The organism is Pontibacter deserti (assembly GCF_023630255.1).
GTDB lineage: Bacteria > Bacteroidota > Bacteroidia > Cytophagales > Hymenobacteraceae > Pontibacter > Pontibacter deserti.
In genome coordinates this window covers 889,477-905,223 of sequence record NZ_JALPRS010000001.1, presented here as the reverse complement: position 1 = coordinate 905,223, position 15,747 = coordinate 889,477, and the positions used below count along the sequence as shown (strand labels likewise).

Below are 15,747 nucleotides of genomic sequence, written 5' to 3'. Positions count from 1 at the left end.
TCTTTGTAAAGACTGCTAAATAAACGTTAAATACTTAATTGCTATCAGCAGTTTGGCGCCAGGCAAAGTATAGACGATCGTTAGCCGGTATCTATACTTAAGACTGGGGTTAGACTATACTTTCGAACTATACTTTGAGTGAATTCAAGTATAAAACTATGCTATACTTAAACCAACTATTGCAAATCCTTTGCAGGAACTGGTAAACGTCTCAATCTGTTAGGGCCGCGTTTTAACCTGCGTAACGGATCCTGCCCTTCCTCAACTATAGTATCTGCCTTAATTCGCTCAGAAATCACATCACCATCCAGCGTATCTACTATTTGTGCTGCGTCGTCATCTTTTAATATCTCTTCTTTTTTAGCAGAGAGCTTTGCCTCACGGGCTGTTAAAGTATCCAGGATGATCTCATACAACCTGTCCATTTCTGCCAGGTTCTTGCCGTAGTATTCGTATGTTCTGTGAAACCGCTCTTTCGTAACGCCATACTTCTGCAGTATCAGTTTTTGCTGTTTGTTATACACCATCACAGCCGTGTCAGGATAGGGGATATTAGACTCGATAAGCGATTCCATGGTATGTACATCAGCCAGTATCTGCACCATTTTTCCTTGCGGAATCATGTCTGCAGGCTTGGCGGCTTCATCCTGCTTCTGGCAACCCAGCAGTGCAAGGCAAAAAAGTATAGAGAAAAGTCGTTTCACGGATGTAAATTACGGGAATATGTCCTAATTTTAAAATCACACACCAGGACAACAAGGGTATGAAAGAGCTTGTTCAAAAGCTACGAAAGTACGAGATCCGGATTAGAAAGGCAATTACCTCCCAGATGCAAGGCGATTTCCACTCTGTGTTTAAAGGCACAGGGCTGGAATTTGACGACGTTCGTGCCTACCAATACGGTGACGACGTACGCTCTATAGACTGGAACGTGAGTGCTAAAGGGCATGGTACATTTGTAAAAACATACCGCGAAGAAAAAGAGCAATCGGTATTTCTGATGCTTGATGTAAGCGCTTCGCAAACTATTGGCACCGGTAAGCAACATAAGTTAGATGTAGGTAAGGAAATTTGCGGAGTACTAGCAATTTCAGCAGCGCAACAACAAAGCCAGATCGGTATCATCTGCATCTCAGACCAGAAAGAGAAGTATATCAAACCTGCCAAGGGCATCGAACAGGCTTATACTATCATTAAATCGCTGCACGAGCTGCAACCAAAATCTACCAAAACAAACCTGGCGGCAGGTATAAAACTGACATTGGACATTATCAAGCGGCGCAGTATCATTCTTCTTATCTCAGATTTTATAGACGTAAATTATGAGAAAGAGCTCCAGATGCTGGCCCGTCGCCACGACCTGATCGTGATTCATTTAGTGGATGTGCGCGAACGGAAAATGCCGGGTATGGGTATAGTGCCCGTGCTGGATAAAGAGTCGGGTAAAACTGTCTGGCTAAATACATCTGGGGAAGAATTCCAGAAAAAATATTTTGCGCAGTATAAAGAGAACCAGGATAAGGTGATGCGCATCTGCCAGAAATACCAGGCAAATTACCTGGCCATACAAGCCAACGAAGATTACGTGCCACAGCTGGTGAACCTGTTCAGGCTCCGCAATAAAACTACAAAAAGAAGTGCGTAGGTTTCTGTTATTTATAAGTATAGTTGTACTGCCAATGCTTGCAATCGGGCAGCAGGTGCTGCGTCCTGTGGGTACTTTCAGTAACGATACCATCCGGATAGGGGCTCCTGTTACTTTCTCTCTGGTTCACCGGCACCCCGAAAAACTTGAAGTTATACTTCCCGGCAGCAACTATAACTTCTCCCCTTTCGAACTGGTCCGGAAAGACTACTACCCTACCTATACCAGAAACGGAATCAGCGTTGACAGCGCCGTTTATACGTTGAGAACCTTCGATACCAGGGCAGTGCAAGCATTGGCATTGCCAGTTTTTGTGCTGCAGGGCACAGATACCATTCGGGTGAACGGAGATAGCAGCCGGGTTATACTGCAGCAACTGGTAACTAAAGTAAATGAGCCATTGCAGTTTAAATCTGAGACAACGCTTGTGCCTGTAGAAGAACGCTTTAACTGGCCTGTGCTGCTGCTTTGGGTAGTAGTTGGCACACTGTTCCTGAGCCTGATATGGCTTATATTTGGCCAGACCATTAAAACCAAGTATAAACTTTACCGCTTGCGCAAAGACCATCTATACTTTACATCGCGCTACAATGCACACGTAGACCGCTTTGTAAAAACAGGGGTTTCGCAAAGTATGGAGAAGGCCGTATCGCTCTGGAAAAACTACCTGACCAAGCTGGAGCGTAGTGCCATTAACTCCTTCACTACCAAAGAGATTGTAGAGTTCTACGAAAACAACGAAGAAGTAAATACCGCCCTGCGCCTTTGTGACAAAGCTATATATGGTAACATGTTAACAGAAGCTGATGCTGACACGAAAGAAGCCCTGCTTTTGCTGCGCCGCTTTGCCAAGAGCCGTTACAAAGCCCGACGAGAGATAACCAAAAATGCTAAGAATAACAGACGACATGCTGGATTGGCTGAGCCTGGAATGGTTCAGTCTTAACACGCTCCGCTCTTTTGACTGGGTATTTCCGCTGGTGCTGTATGCACTGCCGGTAGTGCCGCTGTTATTTTTGCTAAAGTGGCTGTTCACGCTGAATTCCCGCAACAAGCTGAACGTGGCTATGTTCGATGGCAAGTTGCAATGGCAATGGACAAGCCTGCTCCGCTTTATCCCGGACATCCTTTTTATATTCTTTATTATGCTGGTGCTGGTGGCCTTGGCGCGGCCGCAACGCATAAACGAACAGGTAGAGCAAACCGCCGAAGGCATTGATATCATACTTGCCCTGGATGTATCGGGCTCAATGGAACTGCAGGACATTAAACCAAATCGCCTGGATGCCGCCAAAGAAGTAGCCTTGGATTTTATTAATGGCCGTGTGCAGGATAGAATTGGGTTGGTAGTTTTCGCCGGCGATGCCTACTCGCTTGCTCCGCTCACTACCGATTACCAGATGCTGCGTGAAAGTATAAATTCCATTGGGTTTAAGATGATCGAGAACGATGGAACCGCTATAGGCAGTGCCCTGGCTGTAGCCACCAACCGCATGCGTGATTCCAAGACCAAGAGTAAGGTAGTTATACTTATCAGCGATGGCGAGAATACAGCCGGCAGTTTAGACCCGGCCATGGCCGCACAACTGGCTAATCGCTACAACATAAAACTTTACAGCATAGGTATAGGTAAAGACGGAGAAGTGCCTTATGCCGTAGACGACCAGGGAAAAACGCTTTTTGTAGAAACCAAGCTTGACGAGAGCAGCCTGCGCGATGTAGCAGATATCAGCAGTGGTCAGTTTTTCAGGGCGGATAGCAAAGATGCGCTGCAGGAAGTGTTCAGAAGTATAAATAAACTGGAGAAGACCGAAGTGAGTGAGAAACGCTTCCGCGATACCCGCGACTATTACCAGGTGTATTTAAAGTGGGCGTTGCTTGTGCTCCTCTCCTGGATGCTGCTGAAGAATACCTTTGTAACCAACGTGCTGGAAGATTGAGTTTGAAGTTATAAAGTTTGAAAGTCAGAAAGTTAGGAAGTGATTCTGTATTGTCATCCTATAAGGATCTTGTTTGAAGGGAGATTATACTTGAACTATAAAATTATACTTGGTTGATTTTTTGAAATTCACTCATTCACTCAACCACTCATTCACAACTATACATAAAACTATGAGCCAAATTGCAGATAACATACGCTATTTTGACGAACAGCTGAGCAACACACCGGCTCGCCTGGTGGCTGTAACAAAAACACACCCTGTTGAAGTTATAAAAGAAGCTTATGATGCAGGGCACCGCCTTTTTGGTGAGAACAAAGTACAGGAACTGGTAGATAAATACGCCCTGCTCCCCCACGACATTGAATGGCATTTGATCGGTCATCTGCAAACAAATAAGGTAAAGTATATTTCTGATTTTATCGGCACCATCCAGTCTGTAGATAGCCTGAAGCTACTAATAGAGATAAACAAGCGCGCCGAGCAGCGCAACCGTACTTTCCCGATCAACTGCATGCTGCAGCTATCTATTGCCGACGAAGAAACCAAGTATGGCATGACTTACGACGAAGCAGTAGGCCTGCTGCAGTCTGACGAATACCGGAACATGCACTATATCCGTATCACGGGAGTAATGGGCATTGCTACCAACACCGACGACCAGAACAAGCTTAGACAGGAATTCAGGCAGCTTCGCTCCTATTTTGAGCAGCTAAAGGAAACATTCTTCTTCGCTAACCCGGACTTTAAAGAGATATCGATGGGTATGACCTCTGACTGGCAACTGGCCTTGGAAGAAGGCAGCACCATGATACGCGTAGGCAGCGGCATTTTCGGGTCGCGCAACTATAACAAATAGCAAACAAAACACATAACAACATGCAAGAGCACAACGAAGCCAATTACCGCAAGTTTATACAGCAGGTAGCTGATACTGAGAAAGTATGGGGATTGTCACAGGGTGATATCTGGGCTACATCCAGCTCCAATGAGTTTGAAGACACCGAAGTTATACTTTTCTGGTCGGATGCCGAAGGTGCCAAGGCCTGTGCTTCGGATGAGTGGGCAGGCTACCAGCCGGAGTCATTACCTGTTGCCGAGTTCCTGGAGAACTGGTGTGTGGGCATGTACGACGACGGCCTGCTGGTTGGCACCGACTGGACCACTGAATTACACGGCAAAGAAGTAGACCCATTGGTTGTTGCCCTGGATGTAGTACAGGAACTGAAACACCGGGAAAAAACAATTAACCTGGAGCAATACGACAGCCTGAGCGAATTGGAAGAACAGATCATCGACGCCTTGGAAGGCGAAGAAGATTAACTATAGACTTCAACTATAAATATGACTCAAAAAACCATACTTCTTATAGCCAGTGCTTTTGGTGCATTAACCGTAATGATCGGCGCTTTTGGGGCCCACGCCTTAGGCCCTATGTTACAGGCTACTAATCGCACAGATACGTTCGAGACTGCCGTTAAATACCAGATGTACCATACGCTGGCGTTGCTGGCTGTTGGTCTGTTGTTATTCCGGGTTGAAAATCCCGCTCTACAACTGGCAGCCTGGTGCTTCTTTATAGGCATACTAATCTTTTCCGGCTCGCTTTATACTTTATGTTTAACAGGTATAACCTGGCTTGGGGCTATTACGCCTATTGGTGGCACAGCACTTATAGTTGGTTGGGGCGCTTTGTTTTACGCTATATTTAAATCTTTATAGATATAAACAGAACGTATAAAAACTATAAAACAACAAAAGCCATCCTATCCGGATGGCTTTTGCATTAGAGAAAGAAGGTGACTTAGTTTTTAGCGCTGCTAGTCTGCTTCTCTTTGATGTTTGTTACGATGTACACGCTTGTAGGCTCAGCGGCATTAGAGTGTACAGTAATTGGTTTTTTCTGCTGACCAAGTTTGCCGGCACTGTTGAATTTAGCTGTTACCGTACCAGTTTTACCAGGCATGATTGGCTCTTTCGTCCAGGCTGGGGTGGTGCAACCGCAGGTTACATCCACACGCTCAATTACAAGCGGCTGTGTACCTGTGTTCTTGAATTTAAAAGTATGCTCTACCACATCTCCCTGTGTAATGTCGCCGAAGTTATACTCGGCTTCTTCGAACGTGATAACAGGGCCCGCTTTAGCTTGTGCCTGCGGTGCAGTAACTTGTTTTTTAGGCTGCTGTTGTGCCACAGCGCCACCTGCAGTTATAGCTGCAATTGCGAACGATAGGAGAATTTTTTTCATGATATAAAGGATTATTTGAATTCGTACGGGGTACGTTCAGATTTTGTTTTTACAACGAAGCAATATAGCTTTTTAGTTCGTTAGGTTGCTAATAATTGTGCGTTAAAGTTGAGCAGGTATAGTTCTTCGGATGAACGGGTTAGCGCCGTATAGAGCCAGCGCGCAAATTCTGCATTCACCATATCATCTTTCAGGTAGCCCTGCTCCACAAAAACAGCCTGCCATTGGCCACCCTGCGCTTTGTGGCAGGTTAACGCATACGCAAACTTTACCTGCAACGCGTTCAGATATGGGTTCTTTTTCAGCTCCTTGGCACGTTCACGCTTATTAGGTATATCCATGTAATCCTGCAGCACTTCGTCGTATAGTTTCTTGTTCAGGTCAGCAGACAGTGCCGGGGCATCGCTGTGCAGCGTGTCCAGCATTATTTTGGTTTCCAGTTCTTCGGCATCCGGGTAATCCACAAAACGCACCCGCACATCAGCAAACCGGAAACCATACATTTCTTCCAGCTTTATGATCTTGGTGATCTCCACAAAGTCGCCGTTCGCCATAAACCCGATCTCAGAATCTTTTGGTAACCAGAAGTAGTTGTTCCGCACGATCATCAGGTAATCACCAACGCCTATCTCGTCTTCTGAAAAGAAAATACTGCGCCTGATGTGCTGGTTATACATGTTTGCAACTTTGTTGGAGCGGCATATAACTATAGCATTCTCAATCCCGAACTTATCATAAGCGTAGCGCAGGCCGTCTTCCAGTTTCTCGCCGGTCATTTTATAGATGTCGCGCCAGCCTTTGGTAAACAGCTTTATATCCGGTTGCTCCTGCCCCAGCTGCGAACGCAGGTTGGTGGCATTCATCAGTATCCCCGATGCTTCAGCCTGTCGCATTACCTGCTTCAGCTCTATTTCCTGCACCTGGCAACGGAAGTTATGCTTCAGGTAACCAGCATCCAGCGATGGACTAAGCGCCTGCCCCACCGGTGGCAACTGGGCCGTATCGCCGATCAGCAACAGCTTGTTATTCTTCTTCTCGAACACATAATTCATCAGGTCCATCAGCAGGCCGTTCTCGCCAAAGCCGCTTTCATCCGAGATCATGGAAGCCTCATCAACTATAAAAAAGGTGTTCTCCAGCTTGTTCGGCATGCGCGTAAAGGCAAGCCCTTCCGAGTATGGGTTGGCCGTCTGGCGGTAGATCTTTTTATGAATAGTAAAAGCTTGTTTGCCACTGTAAGTGCTCATTACCTTAGCAGCTCTACCGGTTGGGGCCAGCAACACATACTTATAGCCAAACTTGTTCAGGATCTTAACCAGAGAAGTAACTACTGTTGTTTTACCCGTACCGGCATACCCTTTCAGCATAAAAACCTCACGGTCTTCCTTCCTGGAAAGTATAAACTCATCCAGCTTGGCAAACAGCTTCGCTTGGTCCTCAGTGGGCTCAAACGGAAAATTCTGACGCAGTACTTCTACCGGACGCATTTTTTATAATTATGAATTACGAATTAAGAATTATGAATTACCCAACTAATCAATTCCCCTCCTTGGAGGGGTCAGGGGTAGGTTAATTCAACAGGGCAAGATGCAGAACTATAGTTCGACAAGAAATTTTATAGTTTGCAGCCATTTTACAACAACTATAAGTATAGCTATAGTTTAAATTTTTAACCTTTTAACTTCCAAAGTTTCTAACTTTTTACCACTCTGGCTTTAAGGTCTTCCGGAGTTATAGTAGCCATACTTGTAGTCGCTTTTGCGATCAATAACGGTTCGGCTTCATCTTTCACCACATACACTTCCGCTTCACAGAAGTTCAGCTTGCGGCCCTGTTTTATTACATAGCCTTTTGCCAATAATTTATCACCTACACCCGGGTGAAAGTAAGATACTTTTATCTCGGCAGTTACTACATGATGATCTTTGGGCACCAGGCTGACAGCAGCAAAACCGGCAACGATATCGGCAAGCGTAGCAATAACGCCACCGTGCGTAAAACCTTTGTGTTGTTTGTGGCGCTGTTCCAGTTTTAGCTCTCCTTCTATTCTTCCTGCTTCTATTTTCGTAACTTCGAAGCCCATCAGTTTCATGAACTCCTGGCGTTCCAGCTTTTCGCGGATGTCAGCTTCGAAATCGGGGTTAAATGTTTGAATCATATTTACAAAAATACCACCAATACCACGCGTAACCAAACTATGTCAGTTTTAAACCCAAATGCTGCAGCCTACGCCGATAAAGTCCGGGTTCGGGTATGCGGTATCTGCATACAGGATGATAAAATGCTGCTGGTTCGCCATCAGTCAACTATAAAAAATCAGGCTTTCTGGGCACCTCCGGGTGGTGGCTTGCAGGTTGGCGAAAGTATAGCCGATTGCCTGAAACGTGAAGTGCTGGAAGAGACTGGTCTTGAAGTGGAAGTAGTCCGTTTTCTGTTTGTGAATGAGTTTCTGGAGCCGCCACTACAGGCAGTAGAGTTGTTTTTTGAAGTAAAACCTGTAAACGGAAGTATAACCAAAGGCACTGACCCTGAAGCAACTCCGGAAATGCAGCTGATTGAAGAAGTAGCCTGGAAAACGAAGCATGAAGTAAGGGAGATTCCATTACCGGACAAGCACAGTATTCTGCATCATCTTTACTCCTTCAACGACCTGATGAGCATGCCACATCATTTCCTGAAGTAGAAATGCCATCTTTTTAGTATACTTGCACAGCACATTAAACGGCCATCTATTCAGCACTTTTACAATTGAACACGACCAGCACTAACTTCAGGCTTTCGCACAAAATACAGGACGAAGGCTTTACAATTTCTTCAGCCAGCAAATGTAACTTATACTTATCGCTGTCGCAGAAAAGTATACGGATGGCCGTGGTAGATGTGGAGCGTAACAAGTTTGTGGTTCTGGAAGATTATGAACTGATAACCGTTTTTACGCCAACCCAGGCAGCCGAACAACTGCAACTTATTGCCCGAGAAAACCCGCTGTTACAGGAACAAAGCTGGAAAACCATACGCGTGGCTGTAAGCAACCAACATTTTACGCTGGTACCCGAAACGCTGTACGACCCGGCCCACCAGCAAGACTACCTGCGCCTGCACAGCAACCTGAACCCGCAACTGGACGATGTACTGTCGTACCGCCACAGCAGCCTGGAAGCAGTAAATATATTTGCCATAGAGCGTGTGTTGCGTGAAACTATAGAATCTCTGTTTCCGGAGCGTCCTGTTCAGTTTGTGCACCAAACCAGCTCACTTATTAAAAGTATACTGCACATGGCCGGTCGCAGTATACCACGCAGCATGTATGTGTTTGTAGAGCGCGGCCTGGTAACTATACTGGTGGCCGATGAGCATGGCCTGCAGTTTTGCAACATTTTTCAGTACCACAGCCCCGAAGACTTTATTTATTACATCATATTCGTGATGCAGGAGCAGAAAATGAACCCGGAGCAGGAAACTATCACCGTTTGGGGCGATATTACGCACGATGCTTCGCTGTTCACCATCCTGCAGAAATACATCCGTCAGGTAAAATTCGGCAAAAAACCACAGGACATCGGCTACTCCTATAAGTTCGACGACCTGTTCGAGCACCGCTACTTTGAGCTATACAGCCTGCATCTTTGCGAGTAAGTTGCTTCACTTAATGTTATTTCGACGTAAGGAGAAATCTGAATCAACTATAGTTTATAAACTATAATATCTAACAAGAGTAAGTTCACTCAATCAAAATTCATAATTAAATGACCAAGCGCATCGCTCTCTTTCCCGGCTCTTTTGATCCCTTTACAAACGGACACCTGGATGTGGTGATGCGTGGTACCCGCCTTTTTGATGAAATCATCATTGCTATAGGAAACAATAGCAGCAAACAGCGCTATATTCCGGTTGAGCGTATGATTGAGATTATTTCTGGAATTTTTAAGGATGTACCGAATGTATCAGCTACCTCTTATAAAGGTTTAACGGCTGAATATGCGCGTGAAGTGGGTGCTAAATTTTTATTGCGCGGTTTGCGCAACACCACCGACTTTGAGTACGAAAACACTATAGCGCAGGCAAACCGCCACGTAAACACCGACCTGGAGACAGTTTTCCTGATCACGTCGCCGCCACTGGCTGCGATCAGCTCCTCCATTATCCGCGAAATTCACCGGTTTGGGGGCGATGTAGCCGACTTTATACCTTTCCCGACTTCAGCGATTGCAGGTAATGGCGCACAATAAAAGCGATGGAAGTATAAGCCTTTGGTAGAACTTCAATGGCTTCTTCCGGGGCCATCCAGCGGACTTCTTCAATAAATTCCTCGGCCTGCGGTTTCATCAGGCTATCATCGGTGCAGTTCATTACGTACCAGGATGTCTTCTTCAGTATCTTTTTGCCTTTATAGGCATACGAGTGCCAGGTTTTAGGAAGCTTTTCTACCAGCTCTACCGAAATATTGCACTCCTCCTCTACCTCACGCAGGGCACCTTCTTTCGCTCCTTCTTTTTTATTGAGCTTACCTTTAGGCAGATCCCACACACCAAGGCGGTAGATCATCAGAATCTTTCCATCCTTAACTACCAGTCCGCCACCAGCTTTTACAATCTTAAACTGATCTTTCAGGTGCTCGATCAGGCGTTTCTTTTTATTGGTCACCAGCGTAAGCGAGTTCAGCTTTTTTAGCTTTTTCACTTCCATCAGGCGTACCAACCTATCTATCAGCATCATGTCCGCATCCTTAATGAGCACGTCACCTACCAGGTCTTTTGATGTAAAGTGGTCATCAGCATCCAGTACCAGGTCATAGTGGTGCCTGTATACTTTTTCGTTCGACCTTTTAAGGATAAGCGGAATATCGTTAATGAAAACGTTCATGCAGTAGGTGCTCTTATTTCGTGTTGAATTTACACAAATGAATAAATAAATCAATTTAAAGAAACTACAGGGCCACAAAAAGGCAAATATTTCTGTAATTTCGGCTCATGGATACTACGACGACAGCACACCAGGTAGCTTCTTTCCTGCTGGAAACAGAAGCCGTTAAGTTAAGCCCAGAGCAGCCCTTTAAATGGAGCTCTGGCTGGAACTCGCCCATTTACTGCGACAACCGTGTTACCCTTTCTTTTCCGCATATACGCAGCTTTATTAAACAACAGCTAGCGGAACAGATCAAAAAACATTTCTCACAGGCTGAAGCTATTGCCGGCGTAGCCACTGCAGGTATAGCCCAGGGCGCCCTGGTAGCCGACCTGCTGGAGATGCCTTTCCTGTACGTACGCCCTGAGCCTAAGAAACATGGCATGGGTAACCAGATAGAAGGCAAGCTCTTACCGGGCCAGAAAGTAGTGCTGGTAGAAGACCTGATTTCTACAGGAGGCAGCTCTTTAAAATCTGCTGAAGCCGTGCGTGCAGCAGGTGGCGAAGTGGTTGGTATGGTAGCTATCTTCACCTATGGTTTTGCCCAGGCCGATGAGAACTTCCGAAATGCCGGCATCGCCCTGCACTGCCTGAGCAACTATAGCGCCCTAACCGAAGCCGCCGTAGCCAACAGATATATTCAGGAATCAGCGATGGCTGCCTTAGCCGAATGGCGTAAATCGCCGGAGACGTGGGGAGCTTGATTTAATTAAGAATTAGGAATTAAGAATGAAGGAGATGAGGTTTCGGCTTTGTCTCCTTTATTGTCTGAACCACAGATTAATGGGGCTATAATGGATTGGCAGGATAAGGCTTAGTTGAGCTAATATCTTCGTAGTTATTGTGCTCCAACCACTCCTAACCCCTCCTTGTCTAAGGGGGGAGTTTTTCTGCTGATATAGTTCAGGTTATCGTTTTATAGTTGCTGTTGGTCATCCCCCTACCCCCTTCAAAGGGGGACTTTCTTCTTCAGCTTTAGTTAGAGCTATAGTTTTATAGTTTAGATATTGAGCGGACAGGTCTTGACCTGTCCCTACGGAACTACTACCACGATAAATATCGAAGCATAACGTTTCAAAGTATAGAAAACCTGTAGCAATGAGAAAGATATCAGTCTTTGGGTGGAGCGCCTTGTAGATTCCTGGTGCCGTTAGGCATTGCGAGTATGCGAGCAAAAGAAATGTACACCGCGCCATGCCAAAAGGCGGGGCCTCCCGGCCGTGAGGGCACCAAAGCAGAAGACTATAAAACTGTAGGTGAATAGAGCTCCCTGGAAAACAGGCAATTTGAAAGTATAGCTTGGTTCAAGTTACAACAGTCTTTAACTATGGCCCAGACACTAGCAGGAGCTGCGCACGCTGCTAGGGCTTCACTAACTACAGGACATACAAGATTCATCGACTGCGCTCGAAATGACAAGTGTAGAAAATAAATACGCATCTACATTTTCTTGAAATCCAACGTAAACCATAACTTCACAAAAACACTTACAATGAAAATAGGCCTGCTTTCCGATACACACTCCTACATCGACGACCAGATCATCCGGCTTTTAACGGGCTGTGATGAAATATGGCATGCGGGTGACTTTGGAAGTATAGAAGTGTCGGACAGGCTGAACCAGATTGCACCTTTACGCGGCGTTTATGGTAACATTGATGATGCAACTATAAGATTAGTGCACCCGAAGGTGAACCGTTTTATAGTAGAAGGATTGGATGTGATGATGACACATATTGGAGGTTACCCTGGCAAGTACCACCCTGATGTGAGAAACGAGATCAAAGCAAACCCACCGCAACTATACATTACCGGCCACTCGCACATACTAAAGGTAATGACTGATAATAGTCTGAAAAATTTATTGCATTTAAACCCGGGGGCAGCAGGTAAACATGGTTTCCATACCATGCGAACCATGATGCGTTTTGACATTAACAACGGCAAAGTGGAGAATCTGCAGGTAATAGAGCTTGGCAAGCGGGCATAAAAAAAGTGTGCTTGCGGTTGCAAACACACTCTGAAATCTTTTAGTAAACCCGCCAACCGAAGCTTTCACAGCGTTGGCAGGCAGATGGTTTTACTTTGCCGTATAAAACTACTCAGCTGAAGTCTCTTCTGCTGGCTTGTTTTTTGGAGCCTCACCGAACTGAGCACGTAGCTCGTCCATATCTACATTTTTGATAACTGGTGTTAGCAATAGCTGCTTAATTCTAGCAACCTTGTTGTTTGCTCTTGCCTTATTTTTACGGTCTTTTCTTTTAAGTCTAGTAACTCCCATCGTTGCAATTATTAAATTTGAAGGGCAAAAGTAAAATATTATTTTTGAAAAGTAAAGTATTTCTAGAATCAAATTGATATGATTATAACAGACCTACGTTCCGATACCGTTACAAAGCCCACTCCCGAAATGCTGCAAGCCATGTTTGCAGCCCAGGTTGGCGACGACGTGTACGAAGAAGACCCAACTATAAATGCCCTGGAAGCCAAAGCAGCCGCCATGTTCGGCATGGAAGCCGGCTTGTTCTGCCCATCGGGTACCATGACCAACCAGATCGCTATAAAGGCCCATACGGGCCCGCTTACAGAAGTGATATGTGATGTTACGGCACACATTTATCAGTACGAAGGTGGTGGTATCGCTGCTAATTCGGGTGCATCGGTGGCTTTGGTAAACGGCGAGCGCGGCAAAATGACGCCGGAACAGGTAGAAGGCAACATACGTCCGGATAACCTGCACCACCCTATCACGAAGCTGGTAGCGCTCGAAAACACCTGTAACAAAGGCGGCGGCGCATATTATACTATAAAAGAGATTGCGGCTATCTCAGAGGTTTGCAAGCGCAACAACCTGGCCCTGCACCTCGACGGCGCCCGTGTGTTCAACGCTTTGGTAGCCAGCGGCGACAATGCCAAACACTATGGCTTATACTTCGACAGCATCTCGGTCTGCCTGAGCAAGGGCTTGGGAGCACCGGTTGGCTCTGTTTTGCTGGGTAGCAAAGCATTTATCAAACATTGCCGACGCATTCGTAAAGTATTTGGTGGCGGTATGCGACAGGCAGGCTACCTGGCAGCAGCCTGTATCTATGCGTTAGATAGTCACATTGACCGCCTTAAAGAAGACCAGCGTAAAGCCAAGCAAATGGAAGAAGTGCTGCTGCAAACAGATTATGTAGAGAGCGTACTGCCTGTTGAGACCAACATCGTTATCTTTAAACTTAACGGCAAGTATACGGATGATGGATTCCTGGAAACGCTGGCAAAACACAACATCCGTGCATCCGGTTTCGGCCCGCAGTTGATCCGGTTTGTAACGCACCTGGATGTAACTGATGAGATGCAGGAGCATACCCTTAAAGTACTGAAGTCGCTGTAACTATAAAATCCAACCACCCCTGGCCCCTCAGAGCTACACTCGCTACCTTCGAAATCTCTTCTCGGTAGTCTAAGGAGAGGAGTCTGCTATTACTTTTTCAAAGTATAAATTCTATAGTTTGAGTTATTTATTAAAAGCACAAACTATAAACTATGCAGATTGAGCAGTAAGTAAAAAGCTCCCCGCCTTAGACAAGGAGGGGCCGGGGGTGGTTGGATAATCAAACTATAAAACTATGAACAACTCCTCTCCTGCTCATCCTGCCCCTGAAGTAATGGCTATACTTGGTAACGATCCGGTTATGGCAACTATAATCCAGCGGGGCCGGCCACTGGCTTCATCCAGATCAGAAGATCTATACTTTATGCTGCTGAGCGCAATAGTGTCGCAGCAACTCTCTACTAAAGCAGCAGCAACTATATTTAAGCGCTTTACGGAGCTATACCCGGAAACTTACCCTCACCCTGAACTGGTATTGGCCACTACCGACGAGATGCTGCGTAGCGCAGGCTTATCGTTCCAGAAGATTGGCTATGTGCGCAATGTAGCAGCCTTTGCTGCGGAAGGTAATCTTAAGCATGCAACTATAGATGCCCTGGAAGACGAAGCGCTTATACTTCACCTGACACAAATAAAAGGTGTTGGCCGCTGGACTGTAGAAATGCTGCTGATGTTTGCGCTGGAGCGGCCTGATGTTTTTCCGGTGGATGATTTGGGCATACAGAATGCCATGAAACGACACTATAATTTGGAAGAAACAGGCAAACTCTTACGCCTGCGTATGCAGCAGATTGCTGAGAACTGGCGACCTTACCGCACCATTGCTAGCAAATACTTGTGGCAGTCGCTGGATAATATGCCGAAGTAGCATAAATTTATAGTATAATTACTATATTTATACTTGATCTTTACTACTGACACTATGCTCAAGCTAAACAAACTTTACCTACTAGCATTTTCCACGCTGCTAACTGCCTGCGAACCTGACGACACTGCTACAGAGATAAGCGGAAAAGTGATTGACATTGAAACAAATGCACCTGTTGTAGATGCTAAACTCAATCTTACAGTTGGCGAAGGCTTTGCCTTAGGAGGAGGCTTTTCAAATCCTGTTAAACATACTACTACCTCCGGCGCTGCTGGTAACTATACGTTCATAATTCCTGAAAATAAAGACCAAAAAGTATACCTGGTGATTCCTGAAAAAGCAAACTATGTAGATGCCAGAGAACCAAATAACGTAGGTGCAGTATTAAAATCCGGAGAAAGAAACCAGCAGGATATATATGTGGCTCAGGGTTCCTATTTAAGCTTAAACATCAGCAAAACTCCTTCAGACAAAGAAAAAACACTTAAACTTTCATTAAGTTACACTTCCAGCAGCGATGCATCACCTATCTTTGGTGTCCCATCAAACAGGGATTTAATCACAATAAATACACTGGCCTCCGATAGCACTATAACCCGCGGCTATTACTTTAAACAAACCTCTAAAATAAACCTGGACTGGGAAATAATTACTACAGGTGTTGATGGCAAAACCGAAACCTTCAGTGAAACTATAGATCTGAAAGAGCACGCCACAGTTAACTTTGAGATTAACTATTAGGGTAGTTATACTTACAGATAT

Annotated in this window: 20 protein-coding genes; 14 read left to right on the top strand and 6 right to left on the bottom strand. The window is 45.5% G+C overall.

Going from position 1 to position 15,747, the window contains the following annotated elements:
• Positions 1 to 176 precede the first annotated feature (176 nt).
• Entirely contained in the window at positions 177 to 704 is a 528-nt protein-coding gene (locus MJ612_RS03850; protein WP_250419046.1) for a DUF4296 domain-containing protein, read from the bottom strand.
• Between the two features lie 59 nt (positions 705 to 763).
• On the opposite strand from MJ612_RS03850, the gene MJ612_RS03845 reads away from it, so the two are divergent.
• The 6 genes from MJ612_RS03845 to MJ612_RS03820 all read left to right on the top strand — a co-directional run bounded on the left by MJ612_RS03845 (position 764) and on the right by MJ612_RS03820 (position 5,307).
• Positions 764 to 1,645, top strand: coding sequence for a DUF58 domain-containing protein (locus MJ612_RS03845; protein ID WP_187029615.1), 882 nt, complete (start codon positions 764 to 766; stop codon positions 1,643 to 1,645).
• A complete protein-coding gene (locus MJ612_RS03840; RefSeq protein ID WP_187029613.1) occupies positions 1,638 to 2,591 on the top strand; it encodes a hypothetical protein in 954 nt (317 codons plus the stop codon). The genes MJ612_RS03845 and MJ612_RS03840 overlap by 8 nt, the downstream gene beginning before the upstream one ends.
• Positions 2,533 to 3,585: a vWA domain-containing protein gene (locus tag MJ612_RS03835; RefSeq protein ID WP_187029611.1), complete on the top strand. Its 1,053-nt coding sequence runs from the start codon at positions 2,533 to 2,535 to the stop codon at positions 3,583 to 3,585. Before MJ612_RS03840 ends, MJ612_RS03835 begins: the two co-directional genes overlap by 59 nt.
• A 172-nt stretch (positions 3,586 to 3,757) precedes the next feature.
• Entirely contained in the window at positions 3,758 to 4,444 is a 687-nt protein-coding gene (locus MJ612_RS03830) for a YggS family pyridoxal phosphate-dependent enzyme (protein WP_187029609.1), read from the top strand.
• Positions 4,445 to 4,464: 20 nt separating this feature from the next.
• On the top strand, positions 4,465 to 4,908 hold the full coding sequence (locus tag MJ612_RS03825; protein WP_187029607.1) for a DUF2750 domain-containing protein: 444 nt from the start codon (positions 4,465 to 4,467) through the stop codon (positions 4,906 to 4,908).
• Between the two features lie 21 nt (positions 4,909 to 4,929).
• Positions 4,930 to 5,307 carry a DUF423 domain-containing protein gene (locus MJ612_RS03820; RefSeq protein ID WP_187029605.1) on the top strand — a complete coding sequence of 126 codons (378 nt, stop codon included), beginning with the start codon at positions 4,930 to 4,932 and terminating at the stop codon, positions 5,305 to 5,307.
• A gap of 82 nt (positions 5,308 to 5,389) precedes the next feature.
• On the opposite strand, the gene MJ612_RS03815 is transcribed toward MJ612_RS03820, so the two are convergent.
• The 3 genes from MJ612_RS03815 to MJ612_RS03805 form a co-directional block, all read right to left on the bottom strand.
• The gene (locus MJ612_RS03815; protein WP_187029603.1) at positions 5,390 to 5,833 is read right to left on the bottom strand and encodes a DUF1573 domain-containing protein; all 444 of its coding nucleotides are present in this window, start codon (positions 5,831 to 5,833) and stop codon (positions 5,390 to 5,392) included.
• 80 nt (positions 5,834 to 5,913) lie between these two features.
• Positions 5,914 to 7,320 carry an ATP-dependent DNA helicase gene (locus MJ612_RS03810; protein ID WP_187029601.1) on the bottom strand — a complete coding sequence of 469 codons (1,407 nt, stop codon included), beginning with the start codon at positions 7,318 to 7,320 and terminating at the stop codon, positions 5,914 to 5,916.
• 206 nt (positions 7,321 to 7,526) lie between these two features.
• A complete protein-coding gene (locus MJ612_RS03805; protein ID WP_187029599.1) occupies positions 7,527 to 7,991 on the bottom strand; it encodes a PaaI family thioesterase in 465 nt (154 codons plus the stop codon).
• A 39-nt stretch (positions 7,992 to 8,030) separates the two neighbouring features.
• On the opposite strand from MJ612_RS03805, the gene MJ612_RS03800 reads away from it, so the two are divergent.
• The 3 genes from MJ612_RS03800 (at position 8,031) to coaD (ending at position 10,062) form a co-directional block, all read left to right on the top strand.
• Positions 8,031 to 8,516 (top strand): NUDIX domain-containing protein, encoded by a 486-nt coding sequence (locus MJ612_RS03800; RefSeq protein WP_187029597.1) that lies wholly within the window; start codon positions 8,031 to 8,033, stop codon positions 8,514 to 8,516.
• A gap of 65 nt (positions 8,517 to 8,581) precedes the next feature.
• A complete protein-coding gene (locus tag MJ612_RS03795) occupies positions 8,582 to 9,469 on the top strand; it encodes a DUF3822 family protein (RefSeq protein WP_187029595.1) in 888 nt (295 codons plus the stop codon).
• Between the two features lie 110 nt (positions 9,470 to 9,579).
• Positions 9,580 to 10,062 (top strand): pantetheine-phosphate adenylyltransferase, encoded by a 483-nt coding sequence (coaD, locus tag MJ612_RS03790; protein ID WP_187029593.1) that lies wholly within the window; start codon positions 9,580 to 9,582, stop codon positions 10,060 to 10,062.
• Here the strand turns inward: coaD and MJ612_RS03785 are convergent.
• Positions 10,016 to 10,696 (bottom strand): NUDIX hydrolase, encoded by a 681-nt coding sequence (locus MJ612_RS03785; protein WP_187029591.1) that lies wholly within the window; start codon positions 10,694 to 10,696, stop codon positions 10,016 to 10,018. The two genes, coaD and MJ612_RS03785, sit on opposite strands and share 47 nt — an antisense overlap.
• A gap of 107 nt (positions 10,697 to 10,803) precedes the next feature.
• Between MJ612_RS03785 and pyrE the strand changes: the two genes are divergently transcribed.
• Together pyrE and MJ612_RS03775 are read left to right on the top strand one after the other, a co-directional pair.
• Positions 10,804 to 11,442, top strand: a complete 639-nt coding sequence (gene pyrE / locus MJ612_RS03780; RefSeq protein WP_187029589.1) for an orotate phosphoribosyltransferase — start codon at positions 10,804 to 10,806, stop codon at positions 11,440 to 11,442.
• 788 nt (positions 11,443 to 12,230) lie between these two features.
• The gene (locus MJ612_RS03775) at positions 12,231 to 12,728 is read left to right on the top strand and encodes a metallophosphoesterase family protein (RefSeq protein ID WP_187029587.1); all 498 of its coding nucleotides are present in this window, start codon (positions 12,231 to 12,233) and stop codon (positions 12,726 to 12,728) included.
• A gap of 108 nt (positions 12,729 to 12,836) precedes the next feature.
• Here the strand turns inward: MJ612_RS03775 and MJ612_RS03770 are convergent, their stop codons facing one another.
• Positions 12,837 to 13,091: a hypothetical protein gene (locus MJ612_RS03770; protein ID WP_317164518.1), complete on the bottom strand. Its 255-nt coding sequence runs from the start codon at positions 13,089 to 13,091 to the stop codon at positions 12,837 to 12,839.
• A gap of 6 nt (positions 13,092 to 13,097) precedes the next feature.
• On the opposite strand from MJ612_RS03770, the gene MJ612_RS03765 reads away from it, so the two are divergent.
• From MJ612_RS03765 to MJ612_RS03755, 3 genes are all read left to right on the top strand, one after another.
• Positions 13,098 to 14,117: a threonine aldolase family protein gene (locus MJ612_RS03765; protein WP_187029585.1), complete on the top strand. Its 1,020-nt coding sequence runs from the start codon at positions 13,098 to 13,100 to the stop codon at positions 14,115 to 14,117.
• 235 nt (positions 14,118 to 14,352) lie between these two features.
• Positions 14,353 to 14,985, top strand: coding sequence for a DNA-3-methyladenine glycosylase family protein (locus MJ612_RS03760; RefSeq protein WP_250419045.1), 633 nt, complete (start codon positions 14,353 to 14,355; stop codon positions 14,983 to 14,985).
• 54 nt (positions 14,986 to 15,039) lie between these two features.
• A complete protein-coding gene (locus MJ612_RS03755; protein WP_187029583.1) occupies positions 15,040 to 15,726 on the top strand; it encodes a carboxypeptidase-like regulatory domain-containing protein in 687 nt (228 codons plus the stop codon).
• The last annotated feature ends 21 nt before the right edge of the window (positions 15,727 to 15,747 follow it).